Genomic DNA, 16,425 nt, shown 5'->3' on the forward strand with positions numbered 1-16,425 from the left:
GGTTCGGACGATCACGACAATCGTCAAATCAGGCGCTCATGTAAGCGCATCGAAATGTGTAGGAAACATGATGGCGCCATGCATCCTCGCATGCTATCCGCCTGCGAGGATGCTCGGACGATAGCTCCACATGTGTTACACCGCATAGATCGTATATTCGGCGCGAATGCTCAGTCTTGAGGCAACGTTCGCGCAGGATACCCACCGTAAGACACCCACGAAAAACAAGACACTCACGAAGAAAAAGATCGGCTTTGAAACTCTCCATCAATGGCAGGTTCCTGTCACAGTCGCTAACCGGCGTGCAGCGCTATGCCGCCGAAATCGTCAAGGCGATGGACCGTTTGCTGGCGAGCGGAGAGGCTCCGCGACAACTCCTGGACGCAGAGTGGCAAGTGCTGTCGCCGCCGAACGCGCAGCCGCTCCCCGGTCTTCGCCGTATCAACGTCAGGCAGGTCGGATCGTTGCAGGGGCACGCGTGGGACCAGATCGATCTGGCACGCGCGGCCGCCGGCACGCGCCTCATCAGCCTCGCCAATTCCGGCCCCGTGCTTCATCGCGACCACCTGGTCGTGATTCACGATGCGCAGGTTTTCAAACGTCCGGACTTCTTCAGCTGGCGCTACCTCGCCCTGCATCGGACGCTCGGCCATTTGCTGGCACGCACAGCAACGATCGCAACAGTTTCCACGTTTTCGCGCAACGAACTTGCCGAGGCGCTGTCGCTTGATCCTGCGTCGATCCCCGTCATCCCCAACAGCGCAGAGCACTTCGCCACCGTCGTGCCCGATTTCTCGATCATCGAAAAGCTGCATCTTGCGCCCTACGGGTTCTTCCTCTTCGTCGGCTCGATGACGAAGAACAAGAATGTCGACACCGCCATTCGCGCCGCCGAGCGGCTTGGCCGCGCGGATTTTCCGCTGGTCGTGGTCGGAGGCGACAACAGCAAGGTCTTTGGCGGCAACGCCATGGAATCGAGAACCGGCGTCGTCGTCGCCGGGCGCCTCAAGGACGAGGAGATCGCGGCGCTGTTCGCTCGAGCTGCCGCGTTCGTTTTTCCCAGCCTCTACGAGGGCTTCGGCATACCTCCCCTGGAGGCGATGTACTTCGCCTGCCCGGTGATCGCGAGTTCGGCCGCAGCCGTGCGCGAAACTTGCGACGACGCGGCCGTTTATTTCGACCCCCTCAACGCGGGCGAGCTTTCGGCACGAATGCACGAAAGAATTGCACTCGGCCGGATCTCGCCGGCGGAACAGGAGAAGCAGCAGAGGCGACTGGCGACATATTCCTGGGCCAAGTCCGCCGCAGCGATGCTCGAATTCCTCGCCAAACCCGCTCCCCACGCCGCATCCAGCCGTCAGACACAATGACGCGGCCCAAATATTGCTGCTTCGAGACGTTAGACGCGCGCCTGCAATATCCGGCGCCTGCAAGCCAAGAAAGGAATGACCGTTGTCCAGCGGCCTGAAAGTCCTGCATGTCGCCGAAACGGTCAGAGGCGGCATCGCGACCTACCTCAACGAGCTGCATCCGCATCAATGCGCGAGCTTCGGGCGCGGCAACGTCAACTATGTCGTCCCGTCCGATCATCGCAGCGATCTGGTGAACATCGAGGATGATGCCATCACCACGTTTCCGCGCGACGGCCGCAACGCGGTCGGCCTGTTTCGCATGCTGTCTGCGACCATGCGTGCGGTCCGGGAGTTTCGGCCCGACGTCATCCATCTTCACTCGTCCTTCGCCGGGCTCGTGGTGCGCCCGGTGCTCTGGCTGACCTATCGGCGTTCACGCATCGTCTATTGCCCGCACGGATGGGCCTTCGGCCGCGAGACCGGCCGCCTCAGCCGCGAAGTCACGAAGTTCACCGAGCTCGTGCTGTCGAAATTCACCCACCGCATCGTGTGCATCTCGGAAAGCGAGCGGACCGATGCGATGCAGGTCGGGATCGCGGCGAACCGCCTCGTTCTTGTGCACAACGGGATTTCCAAGCAGCGGCCCGTGCTCGACACGCGCGCAGCGCCGTGGCGATCGGAGAAGATCAAGGTCCTCTTCATCGGACGCCTCGACCGCCAGAAGGGGTATGATCTCCTCATCGAGGCGGCCCGCGCGCTCGGAAACACGCTGGATGTGCGCCTGATCGGCGCGTCGGTCGTCAGCAAATTCCACCAAAGCGACCTGCCGGCAAACGTTTCCTTCCTGGGCTGGATGAACCGCAACCAGATCGAGGCCGAGCTCGACCAGGCCGACATGGTCGCAATTCCGTCACGCTGGGAGGCGTTTGGCCTGGTGGCGATCGAGGCCATGCGGGCGGCCAAGCCGATCATCGCCTTCCGCATCGGCGCCCTGCCGGAAATCGTCGAAGACAATGCGACGGGTGTGCTGTGCGACGAGGTCTCGGCGGAAAAGCTGGTTGAAGGTTTTCAGCGCGCAAGCCGGCTGGACCTGCCTGCGGTCGGCCGGGCCGGATATGAGCGCTTCAGCCGCCTCTACGACATCGAGCAGACGCACCGCACCCTGAGCCAGGTCTATGCCGACGTCCTGCACGTGCGGACAAGCGAATCCGGGCAGCAGGCGAAGCTGCAGTCCGACTTCCCGAACAATCTGCGGTCGTAGCGGCCGTGCGATCAAGCCATCCGGCGGGCATCGCCCTGCGCGAACTCGCCGTCACTCACACGGTTGTCGGAGAACGACCACGCAATTGCGGAGGCGACCATCATCGCGCAGGTGAGAAAGCCGGCTGCGAACAGCAGTGATCCGGTGTGCAACATTGTCTTCGCCTTCCCTTTTGGTTTGACCGACAACTAGGCGGATCAGGATTAGGAAGACCTTACGGACGCCAGCGCGCGGCCAGCTTCCGAATCTAAGCGTTAACGGAGGTGGAATTCCGCCGCAGAAATATCGGTGCGACGACCCGGCGAGGGCGTCCGCTCAGGCTCCATGTCCGCCGCAGGACGACGAAAACACAACGCAGGGTCACTCAAAATCGGATCCAAGACTTGAAGTTTAGGCGATCTCATCTCGCGACGATGCAATTCCATCTCCGCGCCGCAGCTTACTAGTTCAGCCGCGGCCTCAATCGTGACATCGATCGGACACGTGTATGTCTAGTTTGCGAACTGCTTATAAAAGAGTACGTCGCGCACAAATTTTGCACAGCGATTCTGACGTGTATCTCGGTTCACAAGTTGCAATAAGGTCACAGCCATAAGTGCTTTACCATAAAGTCGAAGAGGCAGCAGTGACTCACCCGCACGATGGTTGGTACGGTGATTCCGATTTTAAATGAGTACGAGGGAATGGTGGTGGCTAAGACCGAACGTTTTTCTTTTGATTTCGGGATTAGTCGAATCCTGGCGCTGGCTGCTGTCGGCATCTCGCTGGCGGGTTGCGCGGGCTTCATCCCTCTGGACTCTCCGGATGCCGTTGCCACGCAGACCAACGCTGCGCTGGTCACCGAGCCGACCGCACCGCTCGCCTATGCCCTGATGCCGGTCAATCCGGCGATCGTTCAGGCGACCAACGCCTTCACCGATTCCTCTGGGATGGTGTTCTCGCGTCTTCCCGGCGGCAATTATCGCGACGTCACGATCGGCATCGGCGACATCGTCACCGTAACCGTGTACGAAGCGCAGGCGGGCGGCCTGTTCATTCCGCGCGAAGCGGGCGTGCGCCCGGGTAACTTCGTCGACATTCCGCGCCAGCAGGTCGACCAGTCCGGCAACATCAACATTCCCTACGCCGGATCGATCAAGGTCGCCGGGCTGACGCCGCGCGCCGTGTCGAACATCATCCGCGAACGCCTCAAGGACCGCGCCATCGATCCGCAGGCGGTCGTGAGCGTCGCCGAGCAGCGCGGCAACCAGATCAGCGTGCTCGGCGAGGTCAACTCGCCGCTCCGCTTTCCGGTCGACCCCGGCGGCATTCGCCTGATGGGCGCGATCGCGCGCGCCGGCGGCCCGAAATACCCTTCCTACGAGAGCACGATCACGATCAAGCGCGAGGGCCGCACCTACAATGAGTCGATGTCGACCGTGGTGCACCACCCCGGCGAGGACGTCCTGCTCGCGCCGGGCGACGTCGTCTTCCTGACCCGCATTCCGCGCGTCTACATGGTGTTCGGTTCGACGCCATCGCCGGGATCGATCGGCGGCACCAACAATCGCCGCTTCTCGTTCGAGAACGACAACATGTCGCTGGCTGAAGCCATCGCGAAGGCGGGCGGCCTCGACGGCAACCGTGCGGATTCCAAGTCCATCTACGTCTACCGTTTCGAGCCGAAGCCGCTCCTGGAGCGTATCGGGGTCGAAGTATCCCAGTTCCCGACCAAGACGATCCCCGCCGTCTACAAGTTCGACATGAGCAAGCCCGACGGCTGGTTCCAGGCGGATACGTTCAGGATGCGCGATCATGACGTGATTTCGGTGGCGGAATCGCCGTCGACCGAATTCGTCAAGCTGATGAACCCGCTGAACGCGGCGACCACGAATGCGGACAACATCAGCACGGTGATCGTGAACTCCAAATAGCCCAACTCGGCGCGCTCCGTGGGGGCGCGCGGACAAGGTCGCCTCACCCAATTCGGGCCACAGAAGAGGATTAGCCTTGTCGAGTTGACGCGAGCAGGAGTGGATACGAGCGTGACGGAGCCAAAGAGGAAACGAGCCTTGCGTCGTTTCCGGATGCTGATGTGCGGTCTCTGCGCCGCAACCGGCCTCTCGTATCCTGCGAACGCGCAGACCGCGCAACCGCTCGACCAACGTTTCCTGCTGGGCGTCGGTACGCACCAGGGCCTGGGCGGCGTCACCAGCGCTCGCGGTTACGTACCTGCGACGGCCATCAAGCAAATGAAGGAGCTCGGGGTCACCGCGTTCCGGGACGACTTCCCCTGGTCGGATTTCGAGTTGCCGGGCAAGCGGCTCGGCTTCAACGCCCTGAACGGCCGCCTCGAGACCCAGATCAGGTCCGGTGTCGGAATTCCTCTGCTCATCCTCGGAGCCGGCCATCACCTCGTCCCGAACTCCGATCCGCCGACGACCGACGAAGCGCGCCAGAGATTCGTCACCTATGCTGCGGCGGCCGCGCAAGCGGTCGCTGCGCGGCAGCCCATCTTCGAATTGTGGAACGAGTACAATCTCCGAGCGCGCGCAGAGCCGCAATTCACGGTCGAGAATTACGTGACGCTTGCCCGTTTGGTGCAGCCGGCGGTCAAGCAGGCGGCGCCGTCTGCGCCCTTCGTGGTGGGCGCACTCGGCGACGATCCGGGCTGGAAATGGACCGACGCCCTGCTGAAGACCGACCTGCCTCGCATCGCCGACGGCATGTCCATCCACATCTACAACCATTGCCTGCCGCCGGCCGGGCGCACCGCGGCTGAGGCGATCGAGCGGTTGGAAAATTTTCATCAACGCGTCGCACAGGCGACCGGCAATCCGAACTATCCGATCTACCTGACCGAAACGGGCTGGCCGACCCCGACCGCGAAATGCGGCGTGAACGAGCAGCTCTCCGCCGACAACATGGCGCAGATCATCCTCTGGTCATCGACCGCGGGTCCCTGGCTCAAGGGGATATGGCTCTACGAGCTCAAGGACAGCGGGACGAAGCCCGGCGAACTCGAGGACAATTTCGGCATCTATCATTTCGACAATTCGCCGAAGCCCGCGGTGTGTTCCATTCGCGAAAGCTGGGCCTTCATCCGCACGAGCCTGAAGGCGGCGCGAACCACGCCGATGCCGGGCGTCGTGCAGATCCGCAGTGACAGCGGATCCGAGACGAAAGTGGCGCTCTGGTCGGAGAATCCGTCGAAGCGCTTCGAAGTTCGATTAAAAAATGCGGAACCGAATGCCGAGATCAGCTATGTATGTCAGCAAGCACCGGGCCCTGCCGCCGGCGCCTGGACGGCGTTATCGACGACGCCCCTGCTTGTCAGTGTCAAGGGCACGGCCGTGCCGGATTTCGAGATTCGGCCATCGAACTGACGCTGCGGCGAACTGCGCAATCCGGGGCTATCCTTGAAGATACTGATCGTTAACACGCTCTATCCGCCCGAAATCATTGGCGGCGCCGAAGTGTCTGTGTCGCTGCTCGCGGAGGCGCTGGTTCAGCGCGGCCACCAGGTTGCCGTGGTCTGCCTTCAGAACAAGCAGGATCGCACCGTCAACGAGCTCAGGGGCGTGCGCATCTACCGGGTGCCGCTGGACAACGACTACTGGCCGTTCGGCAACGACAGGAAGCCCTCCTCGGTCCAGCGCCTGAAGTGGCATCTCCAGGACACGTGGAATCGCAAGTCCGCGGCGCGTTTCGCCGAAATTCTCGATCTCGAAAAGCCCGAGGTCGTCCACACCAACAACCTCACCGGATTTTCGGTCTCGTTGTGGGCGGAAGCCAGGCGGCGCAACATCCGGATCGTGCACACCTTGCGCGACTATTCCCTGCTCTGCAAACGCTCGACGTTGTTTCGCGGAGACGCGACATGTGCGCAGCGCTGCACCCTCTGCGCGGCCATGACGTCTCCCTATCTGCTGGCCTCGCGCATGGTCGATGCGGTGGTCTCGAACAGCCAGTTCGTGCTCGACCAGCATACCAGGCTGAAATACTTCCCGGGCACCGATGGCAGGGTCATCTTCAACATCGCCGATCCAAGCTCCGTAGTACCCTCACCTCCCTCGAGCTCGGATGACCTGATATTCGGGTTCATCGGCCGGCTCGAGGCGGAAAAAGGTATCGAAGTGGTACTAAAAGCCGCCGAGCAGCTCCCCGACCAGGGATGGCAACTGAAAATTGCCGGAAAGGGGCTTGAGGATTACGTCCGGGGGCTCAAAAGCCGCAGCGGGAGGAACGTCGAATGGCTTGGCTTTGCAAAGGCGGCCGAATTCTATGCCAGCATCGACGTATGCCTGGTGAGTTCGGTCTGGCCGGAGCCGCTCCCCCGGACGTTGATCGAAAGCATCAACGCCGGCCGGGCAACTATTTGCTCCACAGCAGGAGGGATTCCCGAGATCGCGGGGTTTTCCAACATGGTTGGGTCCTACGAGCCCAACGATCATAAGCGACTGGGAGAACTGATGCTGAAGGCCGTCAACGAGAGATCACGCTGGAAGCTCGCCCGGCCTCCGCAGCCCGGGTTTGCCGAGAGGTTCTCTGCCGATTCAGTGACAGGTCAATATTTGGACGTCTATTTGAATAACAGTCGAACGAGCCGGCAATAGGCCGAAACGGAGATTTCACGAAGCCATTTGGCAGGATAGCTGGACAGACCTTTTCGATGAAGATCCTTATCACGTCATCCCTCTATCCGACGCCGTTGGCTCCGAAGGTGGTCGGTGGCGCGGAAACTTTCGTCCGTCGCCTCGCCGAGACGTTGGTCGGCCAGAACGACAGCGTGGAAGTGATACGTGCTGCCTCCACACCGAACCAGCAGATGGAGACCTGCAACGGCATCGACGTGCACTCGGCGGCCGTGCACAACATCTACTTTCCCTTCGCCAAGCAGCACAGCGCGCCCGTGCGCGGCATCTGGCACGCGATCGAGGACTGGCAGCAGATGTCGGAGCTCGTCGCCGCCAGGATCAAGGCATTCAAACCGGACATCCTGCATTCCAACAATCTCTCCGGCCTGACGACGGCGGTGTGGCGAACCGCGGCGGAACTGGGCATTCCGGTCCTGCACACGCTTCACGACTACTATCTCACCTGCCCCCGCTGCTCGCGCTTCTCGGACGGACACGCCTGCAAGGCGAGCTGCATGAGCTGCCAGATCCTGACCTTTCGCCGCCGCGGGGCGACGCGACATCTGGACGCCGTCGTCGGCGTCAGCCAGCGCATTCTCGACATCCATACCGGGCTCGGTCTCTTCACGCAGACACCGCTGAAGATCGTCATTCGAAACGCCTCGACGGCCGACGTCGGCAGCGAAGAGACGGCGATGCTCGACGGCACCGTCACATTCGGATTCATCGGGCGACTGACCGAAGAAAAAGGCATCTACAATCTGGTTCGCGCCATCGCGACGATCCCGCCTGAGCGGATCCGGCTCGTCATCGCGGGTCATGCCTCCGAGAGCCAGCGCAAGCAGATCAAGGGGCTCGCCCCCAATGCGCGGATCGAGTTTCTCGGCTTCGTGCAGCCGAAGGAGTTTTACGAACAGGTGAACGTCGTGGTCGTCCCCTCGGTCTGGGAAGATCCAAGCCCGCTCGTCGTCGCCGATGCCCAGGCCGCCTGCAAGCCCCTGCTCGGCACGCCGTTCGGCGGCATCCAGGAGGCGATCAAGCCGGGCCTGACCGGCTGGCTGACGTCTCCCGATCCGGACTCGATCGCCAAGAGCATTTCGGCGATCGTCGAGGCTCCCCAGCAGATCGTGGAGATGAGCGGACGATTGAAATCCGGCATCAACAAATGGGCCTTTGACGACGTGGTCACCGGCTATCGCAACGTCTACGACCAGCTCATGCGCGGCCGCGGCATGCCTCGCACGTAATGGGGGCGGACGCAGATGCCACCGACGGCCTTCAATCATCCCGCCATGTTTTCCTTCACGCGTAGCCAGAAATGATCAGCCTGCTCGCATTCGGCAGCTACATCTACCAGAGTGCGTCCGCGATCATTCTGATCTTCGCCGTCAGCCATATCCTCTCGCCAGCCCAGTACACCTCGTTTTCGCTGGCACTGGCGGCGAGCCAGTTGTTCTGCGTCTTCGTGTTCGAATGGCTGCAACTGGCCGGCGTTCGCTTCCTCGCCGCCGCTTCCGGAGAAGAGGCGGCGCGTCTGCGATTCTCGCTGTTCAGCGCGGGACTGCTCAGCGCGCTGGTTCTGCTGCTCGTCGGCAGCGTGGCGGGGCTGGTGGGCACGCTCGAGACAAGCGTCGTCGCCCTCGCGCTGGCGATGGCCGTGCTACAGGGCGCCACCGACCTGTACTTCATGATCGTGCGCGTGTCCGATCGGCTGGCGACCGCATCCGTCCTCCTGATCCTGCGCGCCAGCGTGCTCCTGGCCGGCGCCGTCACGGCGGCGCTGCTCTACGGCACCGCGGCGGCGACGCTGTGCGGCATCGCCGCGGGCTACGGCGCGGCGCTTCTGGTGAGCCTGATCGTGCATCGCACCTCGCTACAGCGGGCGTCGCGACACGCCCTGCTGACGGATTGGCGCAATTTCTGCCGATACGGCATCATGGCCGCGGCCGCCTCCGTCATCCATCTCTCCGTCCCCGTCACCTTGCGCCTGATCGTGATCGCCACGCTCGGACGGACGTCGACGGGTGCCGCCGGTTTTTCGATGGCGATCGACCTCCTGCAGCGGCCGTTCTCCGTTCTGGTGACCGCCATTCACACCGTCAGCTACCCCAATGTCGTCGTGCAGTTCGAGCGCGACATCGACGGAGAGGCGCGCAGAGCAACCGCCCGCATGCTCGACTTCATCCTCTGCGCGACGATCGTGATGCTGGGGGGGCTGATCGGCCTTCTGCCCGATGCGGCGCATCTGTTCGTCCCGGCCGATCTGCTGGTCGATTTTCTCAACGCTGCGCCGGTCGCGGCGGTCTTCTACTTCCTCCACATTCACCTTCAGGCCACGCTCGCAGTGGTGCCGCATCTGACCAAATCGGCCACCAGGCTGGTGGTCGTCGCGGCGTGCCAGCTGGTGCTGGTATCGGCGGCCGCTTCGATCGGCGCCTTGCTGCACATATCGGTCGCCGGACAAATCGCGAGTGCGGCATTGGCCACCGCACTCATCATCCTCTTCGCCAGCGGCCCGTTGATCCGGTTCCGCGCTGCGCCACGGGCGCTGCTGATCGTGGAGGCAACCGTCGCGGCCGCCGCGATCGCCATGCTCGCGGCAGCTCCGTCGGCCTCTCTGCTCTGGCTCGCGGGAAAGATCGCCTTCGCCGGGCTCGCCGTCGTCCTGGTGACGTGGCGAGGCGATCTGCTGGCCTCGGCACGCAGTTCGAACTAGGCCTGCATCGGATGGGCCAGCGGATTCCCGCTGGCATCGCCCGCCAAACCGTAGATCCTGAGGGTCTGGTCAACCATCGGCCCGACACCGAAATATTGCTGGGCGCGCGCAAGAGCATTGCGCGACAGCGCGGCGCGCAACGCGGGATCGGCCAGCTTCTCGAGCGCCCCCACGAGCGCGTCGACGTCTTCGAACGGCACGATGAAGCCGGTCTGGCCGTCGATGATCTGATCCGAAGCGCCCCCTGCCGGGGTCCGCACCGGGACCAGCCCCGTCGCCATGGCCTCGGCGACGCCGAGCGGGAATCCTTCGAACCGGCTCGGCAGCGCGAACACATCGGCGGCCCAGAGGATTTCGCGGACGTCGCCCATGAACCCGAGGAACTTGAACGTGTCCTTGTCCTTCTCGTCGGCGAAGGCAAACGACTTGATTTCCTTCTCGCGCTCGGCGCCGCCGCTGCCGACGAAGTAGCATTTGATGTCGATGGGCGAAGGACTGGCGCCGTCGCGGATCCTGCGCGCCGCCTTGATGAGCAAATCATGGCCCTTCACCCAGGCGAGACGGGCCGCCAGCAGGCACATGAACTCACCCTCGGCAACCCCGAATTTCGCGCGCGCATCGCGGCGCTCGGCATCCGACGGCGGCCGAAAATGTACCGTATCGACGCCGCCATACACCTTGGCGATCCGGTTCTTGCCGAACAAGACGTAGCGCCTGAGATGCCGGAGCGATTCCTCCGACATCAGGATGAGGGTGTGCGGAAAGAAAAGATTGAAGAACAGGATCTGGACCGGGCTGAAAGTCGATTGCGGCGCATTCTGCACCTTCTCGATGTTCCCGAGCACCGAGGGGTGATAGGTCGCGACGCAGCGCGCGCCGGTGAGCAGGGAGAGCAGCCTGCCCCACATCAGCATGCCGAGCCCATGGACGTTGATCACGGTGATGTCGTTCTCCCGGATCAGCTTCCAGAGCTGCATGAAGATCGACAGCGAGGGCAGCTTGCGAAGTCCGGGAACGACGTGCCACTGCTTGACCGCCGCCGCCAGCTTCTGGCGCTTGTATTCGGACTTCTCGTCCGACCGCACGATGCCGGAGACCAGGTGGATCTGCACGCCGCGGGCGTGCAGCCCCGTGGCCAAGGTCTCGCAATAGGATGCAATCCCGTCATTGCAATTCACGACCTCAACCAGAAACATGACATTCGGGGCGCCCGACATGGGATCCTGCATAGGAATGGCCTTCTACTCCGTTCGATCAACGAGACTTTAACCAGTGCTTAGCGGCAAAATTCGTGCCGTGCCAGCGGTTTGCCCGCCATAGCTTTGCGCGCCTAACATATTGACGTTGCGGATCTGCGACACTCCGCCCGGCATGGCCGCATCGCTCGACGTTGCCTTCACGCGCCCCCGCCGCCTCGGTCGGGGTGAGCGTGCCACGCGGATCGCGAAAGCAACGCCAGGTTGCACATCCTCGATATTCGCCCCGCCTCCGCGACGCCCGTCCGTCCGATCGTGTCGTTCGTTCGACCTCCCGCTTCAATGCCAGTGAAGATCACCCCTGCCCGTTCGGAAGGCAGACGAAAATTTCATCGACATCGACGCGACCACCACAACACCAGGAGAGAAGAAAAGAAATTGCGTGCGAAAGTGCCGTGGCACTGCTCGACTTCGGCGCAAGACCAAGTGTCACATTCGACGCTTGATCCGTGTTTCTACGACTCCTAACAGCGCTTGACGCAAGACTTTGGAAACAAATCTGCCCGCACGAGAAGCAAATGCGTTGCGATTAGGCATCGGCACAACATCGCTCGAACATCGTCGTTGCATCGCCATCGCGACGTCATGCTGCAAGCACATTAGCGTGGTCTTCACAGATGAAGCTCAGTCTAAGCAGATTCGTGCGCTGTGAGCGTCGCGCAGGAAAGTCTCGGCGAGAGAATCTCCGGGGTGCTTCCATTTTTACCGATCTCACCAACTCGAAAAACAGAGATTGGCCGATACGACGGACACAGGCGGCAACGAACTCTCGCGTTCCAGAAAAGGCTCTGAAATACCGATGACCACCGCATCACCAGATCAAACGATCCTGTCGGCGAGCACCTTCATCAGTTCCATCGGCGTCAATGTCCATGTCGGTTATTCGTGGGGCGCCTACGACAACCTCGCCCTCGTAGAGGACGACCTCAAATATCTCGGGGTGACCAAACTGCGCGGCGGACTCGCCACGAGCCCCGAGGCGCAACCGATCGTCGAAGGACTCGCGAAGGACGGATACAAATTCGATCTCGTGGTTCCGTCGGGTGTTCCAGAAGGCGGAACCGCAGCGCTCCAAGCCTATCTCGAGTCCGTCAAGGAGTTTGCGGCCAGTCATCCCGGCAGCGTCATCGCGCTGGAAGGCCTCAACGAGGCGAACATCCAGGGCTTCAGCTACAACGGCAGCTCCAGCGTTTCCGCCGCGGCACAGTTCCAGGCGGCCTACTATAACGCAATCAAGGCCGACGCCGCGCTCAAGGACATCCCCGTCTACAATCTGTCACTGGGCTACAACGACACGACCGACTACGCCAAACTTGGAGATATGTCGGGAGCGACCGACTACGCCAACTCCCACGCCTATGTCAGCACCAGCCTGACCCCCGCGGCAGCCCTCCAGGCTCTGCTCGGCAACGCGACGTCGATCACACCCGGCGATCCCGTCGTCATCACGGAAACCGGCTATACGACCAAGAGCGATACACCTTATGTTGGCGCCAGCGAAAACGTGCAGGCCAAGTCGATCCTGAACACGCTGGTCGACGCCTACAAGGACGGCGTCAGCACCACCTATCTCTATCAGCTGCTCGACGCTTCGGCGAGCAACGACCCCACCGATCCGGAATCGCACTGGGGCCTGTTCAACGGCGACGGAACCCCGAAGCTGGCGGCGACCGCGATCCACAATCTGACGACAATCCTGGCTGACGACGGCACCGGCGGCCACACGCCGACGGCTTCGCTGAACTACACGCTCGACGGTCTGCCGGCGTCCGGGAACAGCATGGTTCTCGGCAAGAGCAACGGCGCCTACGAGTTGGTGGTCTGGGCGGAACCCAAGATCTGGAACGACGCCACCGACACCGAGATCTCGAACCCAACCAGTTCGGTCACGGTGAACCTCGGCAGCGTCCACCATCTGATCAACGTTTACGACCCGCTGAAGGGCAGTTCGCCGATCGCCACCTACACCGACGTCAGCCAGATCGTGGTTCCGATCACGGATCATCCCCTGATCATCGAGATCGACGCTCCGACAGGAGGCGGCACGACACCGCCCGCCGTGACCGACGTCAGCGGAACCGCCGAGGACATCGTGTCGCAGATGTCCGAGCTGAACGCCTCGACCTCGCTTCAGACCATCACGCTCACCGACACGCACGTGCTTCCGGTCGCCTCGATCGCGACCATGGAGTACATGATCTCGCACTATACCAACGCGCTGGCGGCGATCCAGGGCGGCTACCAGTTCTCCGTCACCAACTCGACTGATACCTGGAGCGTGACCAGGGTCTACGACTCCTCGGCAAGGCTTGTATCGACCAGCACGTCCAACTTCACGAACGGCGTCATCACCAGCAAGGTCACGCTCAATACCGACGGCTCGTCGGAGAACATCGCCTATACCGACGGCAAGATGGTGCGTGACGTCACGGTCTCGCCGATCGGCGACAAGGACACCAAGACCTACGATGCAAGCGGCAATCTGATCGCGGACCTCGTCCAGAACAAGGACGGATCGTCCTCGAACACGCTCTACACGGCCGGCGTCAAGACCAAGGTCTATGTCACCAATGCCGACCGCACTCACGACAACTACTATTACAACATCACCGGCCAGTCCTACACGACCGAGCACGACCAGCTCGACGCGAGCGGAAGACTGCTGTCCGTCGTCCGCACGCATGCCGACGGCTCCATGGCCTACAGCCAAGTCTACAACAGCGACGGCAGCAAGGTCACGACCCAGTACGACTCCACGGGCCACAAGACCTCGGTGATCACCGTCACGGCGTCGGCGACCACGACCGATTTCTACACCACGGCCGGCGTCCTCAAGCAGACGGTCGTGCAGACGACCTCCGGCAACGTCACCACGACGAACTACAACGGCACGTTGCTGGTGTCGGTCTACGTCGTCAACGCCGACGGGTCAAAAGAGTCGAAATTGTACGACGCCCAAGGCATCATCGCGAGCGACCTGATCCAGAATGCTGATGGCTCGTCCTCGAACACACTGTACACAGCCGGTGTCAAGACCAAGACCTACGTCACCAACGCCGACGGCAGCCTCGACAACTATTATTACAACATCACCGGCCAGTCCTACACCAGCGAGCACGATCATCTCGACGCAAGCGGCAAGCTGCTGTCGGTCAGCCGGACCCATGCCGACGGCACCATGGCCTACAGCCAGGTGTTCAACAGCGACGGCAGCAAGGTTACGACCCAGTACGACTCCACGGGTCACAAGACCTCGGTCGTCACCACGACGTCGACGGCCACCACGACCGATTTCTACACCACCGCCGGCGTCCTCAAGCAGACGGTCGTGCAGACGACCTCCGGCAACGTGACAACGACCAACTATAACGGCTCGCTGCTGGTGTCGGTCTACGTGGTGAACGCCGACGGCTCGAAGGAATCGAAGCTCTACGACTCCAACGGCATCATCTCGGGGGACCTGGTTCAGAACACGGACGGATCGTCCTCGAACACGGTCTACACGGCCGGTGTCAAGACCAAGGCCTACGTCACCAACGCCGACGGCAGCCGCGACAACTACTATTACAACATCACCGGCCAGTCCTACACGACCGAGCACGACCACATCGACCCGAGCGGAAAGCTGCTGCTGGTCAGCCGCACCCACGCCGACGGCACGATGGCCTATAGCCAGGTGCTGAACAGCGACGGCAGCAAGGTCACGACCCAGTACGACTCCACGGGTCACAAGATCTCCGTCGTCACCGTCACGTCGTCGGCCACGACGACCGACATCTATGACGCGGCGTCCGGAGCACTGAAACAGGAGATCGTCACGACGAGTTCCGGCAACACCACCACGACCAACTACAATGGCTCGCTGCTGGCGTCGGTCTACGTCGTCAACGCCGACGGGTCAAAGGACACCAAGCTGTATGATTCCAGCGGAAAGATCGCCAGCGACCTGGTCCAGAACAAGGATGGCTCGTCCTCGAACACGGTCTATTCGGCCGGCGTCAAGACCAAGCTCTATGTCACCAATGTTGACGGCAGCCATGACAACTCCTTCTACAACATCACGGGCCAGAGCTACACGACCGAGATCCAGCACCTCACCGCGGCCGGCACGCTCACGACCCTGACCCGCCTCCATGCCGATGACACGCTTGCCTACAAGCAGGTGATCAACAGCGACGGCAGCAAGGTCACCGACCTCTATGACAGCACCGGCCACAAGACCAGCGAGATCCTCAACTCAACCGATGGCTCGACCACGACGGACAATTATGATTCGTCGGGAGCCCTGAGCCAGGAGATCCACAAGACAGCGGGCGGCGACGTCACGACCACGAACTACGCGAACGGGTTGAACGCTTCGATCTACGTCGTCAACGCCGACGGCTCCAAGGAGACGAAGCTGTTCGACAGCAGCGGCAGCCTGACCAGCGACTACGTGCTGAACAAAGACGGCTCGAACTCGACGACGGTGTACACGTCGGGCGTCAAGACCGCGGTTTATGCCAACAACACCGACGGCTCGCACGACAACACGATCTACAACATCACCGGCAAGAGCTACGTCACGGAGCAGCAGCACATCGACGCTGCGGGCAAGATGACGTCGCTCATCCGTTCGCACGCAGACGGCACGCTCGACTACACGCAAGTCATCAAGTCGGACGGCAGCAAGGTCACCGATGTCTACGACTCTACCGGGGTCAAGACGACCGAGACCCTCAACAACGCCGACGGAACGACGGATGTCTTCAAGTTCAAGGTCTCCGGCCTGCCGGGCGCCGTCGAACACGACAGCTACAATACCAGCGGCTCGCTGCTCTCGATCGACGTCCTCAACACCGATGGCACCCACACCGTCACGGCCGTGACTGCGGGACTGACGCTGGCCGGCGGCACCGGCAACGACGTCTTCTCCTCCGCACCGGGCACGACTACCGTCATGTTCGACGGCGGCAACGACCAGATCAAGAGCTTCCACGCCGGAACCGCGTCCAACCACGACACGATCGAAATCCTGAAATCACTGGTGGCCGACTACAGCCACCTCCAGATTTCGCAATCGGGCTCCGACACGCTGATCCAGCTCACCTCGGCCGATTCCATCCTGCTGAAGAATGTGAATTCGGCGACGCTCGATCACGGCAACTTCCTGTTCGTCTGACGACGCATCGGGCCGGCAGGTACGCCTGCCGGCCCGATGGCGGAACACGGATGAGCGGATGAA

At 62.0% G+C, this 16,425-nt stretch carries 10 protein-coding genes; 8 read left to right on the forward strand and 2 right to left on the reverse strand.

Translation table 11 applies throughout. The annotated features are described in order from the left end of the window. Nucleotides 1-254: 254 nt before the first annotated feature. Entirely contained in the window at nucleotides 255-1,370 is a 1,116-nt protein-coding gene (locus ACVWW6_RS40460) for a glycosyltransferase family 4 protein (RefSeq protein WP_028174324.1), read from the forward strand. Between the two features lie 82 nt (nucleotides 1,371-1,452). Then, complete coding sequence (locus ACVWW6_RS40465; protein WP_161536146.1) at nucleotides 1,453-2,613, forward strand: glycosyltransferase family 4 protein; 1,161 nt, start codon at nucleotides 1,453-1,455, stop codon at nucleotides 2,611-2,613. 11 nt (nucleotides 2,614-2,624) lie between these two features. Here ACVWW6_RS40465 and ACVWW6_RS40470 read toward each other — a convergent pair whose 3' ends face one another. Beyond that, a complete protein-coding gene (locus tag ACVWW6_RS40470; protein WP_165448142.1) occupies nucleotides 2,625-2,768 on the reverse strand; it encodes a hypothetical protein in 144 nt (47 codons plus the stop codon). Nucleotides 2,769-3,296: 528 nt separating this feature from the next. Here ACVWW6_RS40470 and ACVWW6_RS40475 point away from each other — a divergent pair. From ACVWW6_RS40475 to ACVWW6_RS40495, 5 genes are all read left to right on the forward strand, one after another. Then, entirely contained in the window at nucleotides 3,297-4,526 is a 1,230-nt protein-coding gene (locus ACVWW6_RS40475; RefSeq protein WP_039183945.1) for a polysaccharide biosynthesis/export family protein, read from the forward strand. A gap of 159 nt (nucleotides 4,527-4,685) precedes the next feature. Continuing rightward, nucleotides 4,686-5,978: a glycoside hydrolase 5 family protein gene (locus tag ACVWW6_RS40480; protein WP_304553704.1), complete on the forward strand. Its 1,293-nt coding sequence runs from the start codon at nucleotides 4,686-4,688 to the stop codon at nucleotides 5,976-5,978. Nucleotides 5,979-6,011: 33 nt separating this feature from the next. Then, nucleotides 6,012-7,208, forward strand: a complete 1,197-nt coding sequence (locus ACVWW6_RS40485; RefSeq protein WP_456682732.1) for a glycosyltransferase family 4 protein — start codon at nucleotides 6,012-6,014, stop codon at nucleotides 7,206-7,208. Between the two features lie 56 nt (nucleotides 7,209-7,264). Further along, nucleotides 7,265-8,476 (forward strand): glycosyltransferase family 4 protein, encoded by a 1,212-nt coding sequence (locus ACVWW6_RS40490; RefSeq protein ID WP_011085163.1) that lies wholly within the window; start codon nucleotides 7,265-7,267, stop codon nucleotides 8,474-8,476. A gap of 71 nt (nucleotides 8,477-8,547) precedes the next feature. After that, a complete protein-coding gene (locus ACVWW6_RS40495) occupies nucleotides 8,548-9,945 on the forward strand; it encodes a hypothetical protein (RefSeq protein WP_456682733.1) in 1,398 nt (465 codons plus the stop codon). Here ACVWW6_RS40495 and ACVWW6_RS40500 read toward each other — a convergent pair. Beyond that, a complete protein-coding gene (locus tag ACVWW6_RS40500; RefSeq protein ID WP_456682734.1) occupies nucleotides 9,942-11,162 on the reverse strand; it encodes a glycosyltransferase family 4 protein in 1,221 nt (406 codons plus the stop codon). The two genes, ACVWW6_RS40495 and ACVWW6_RS40500, sit on opposite strands and share 4 nt — an antisense overlap. Nucleotides 11,163-12,000: 838 nt before the next feature. On the opposite strand from ACVWW6_RS40500, the gene ACVWW6_RS40505 reads away from it, so the two are divergent. Further along, nucleotides 12,001-16,362 (forward strand): RHS repeat protein, encoded by a 4,362-nt coding sequence (locus tag ACVWW6_RS40505; RefSeq protein WP_456682735.1) that lies wholly within the window; start codon nucleotides 12,001-12,003, stop codon nucleotides 16,360-16,362. Nucleotides 16,363-16,425: the final 63 nt, after the last annotated feature.

The organism is Bradyrhizobium sp. USDA 3311, assembly GCF_054062495.1.

Excerpts from the sequence above, each read along its gene's own strand:
- ACVWW6_RS40490 (WP_011085163.1), top strand. The coding sequence starts at position 7,265 with ATGAAGATCCTTATCACGTCATCCCTCTATCCGACGCCGTTGGCTCCG.
- ACVWW6_RS40495 (WP_456682733.1), top strand. The coding sequence starts at position 8,548 with ATGATCAGCCTGCTCGCATTCGGCAGCTACATCTACCAGAGTGCGTCC.
- ACVWW6_RS40505 (WP_456682735.1), top strand. The coding sequence starts at position 12,001 with ATGACCACCGCATCACCAGATCAAACGATCCTGTCGGCGAGCACCTTC.
- ACVWW6_RS40480 (WP_304553704.1), top strand. The coding sequence starts at position 4,686 with ATGTGCGGTCTCTGCGCCGCAACCGGCCTCTCGTATCCTGCGAACGCG.
- ACVWW6_RS40470 (WP_165448142.1), bottom strand. The coding sequence starts at position 2,768 with ATGTTGCACACCGGATCACTGCTGTTCGCAGCCGGCTTTCTCACCTGC.
- ACVWW6_RS40475 (WP_039183945.1), top strand. The coding sequence starts at position 3,297 with ATGGTGGTGGCTAAGACCGAACGTTTTTCTTTTGATTTCGGGATTAGT.
- ACVWW6_RS40500 (WP_456682734.1), bottom strand. The coding sequence starts at position 11,162 with ATGTCGGGCGCCCCGAATGTCATGTTTCTGGTTGAGGTCGTGAATTGC.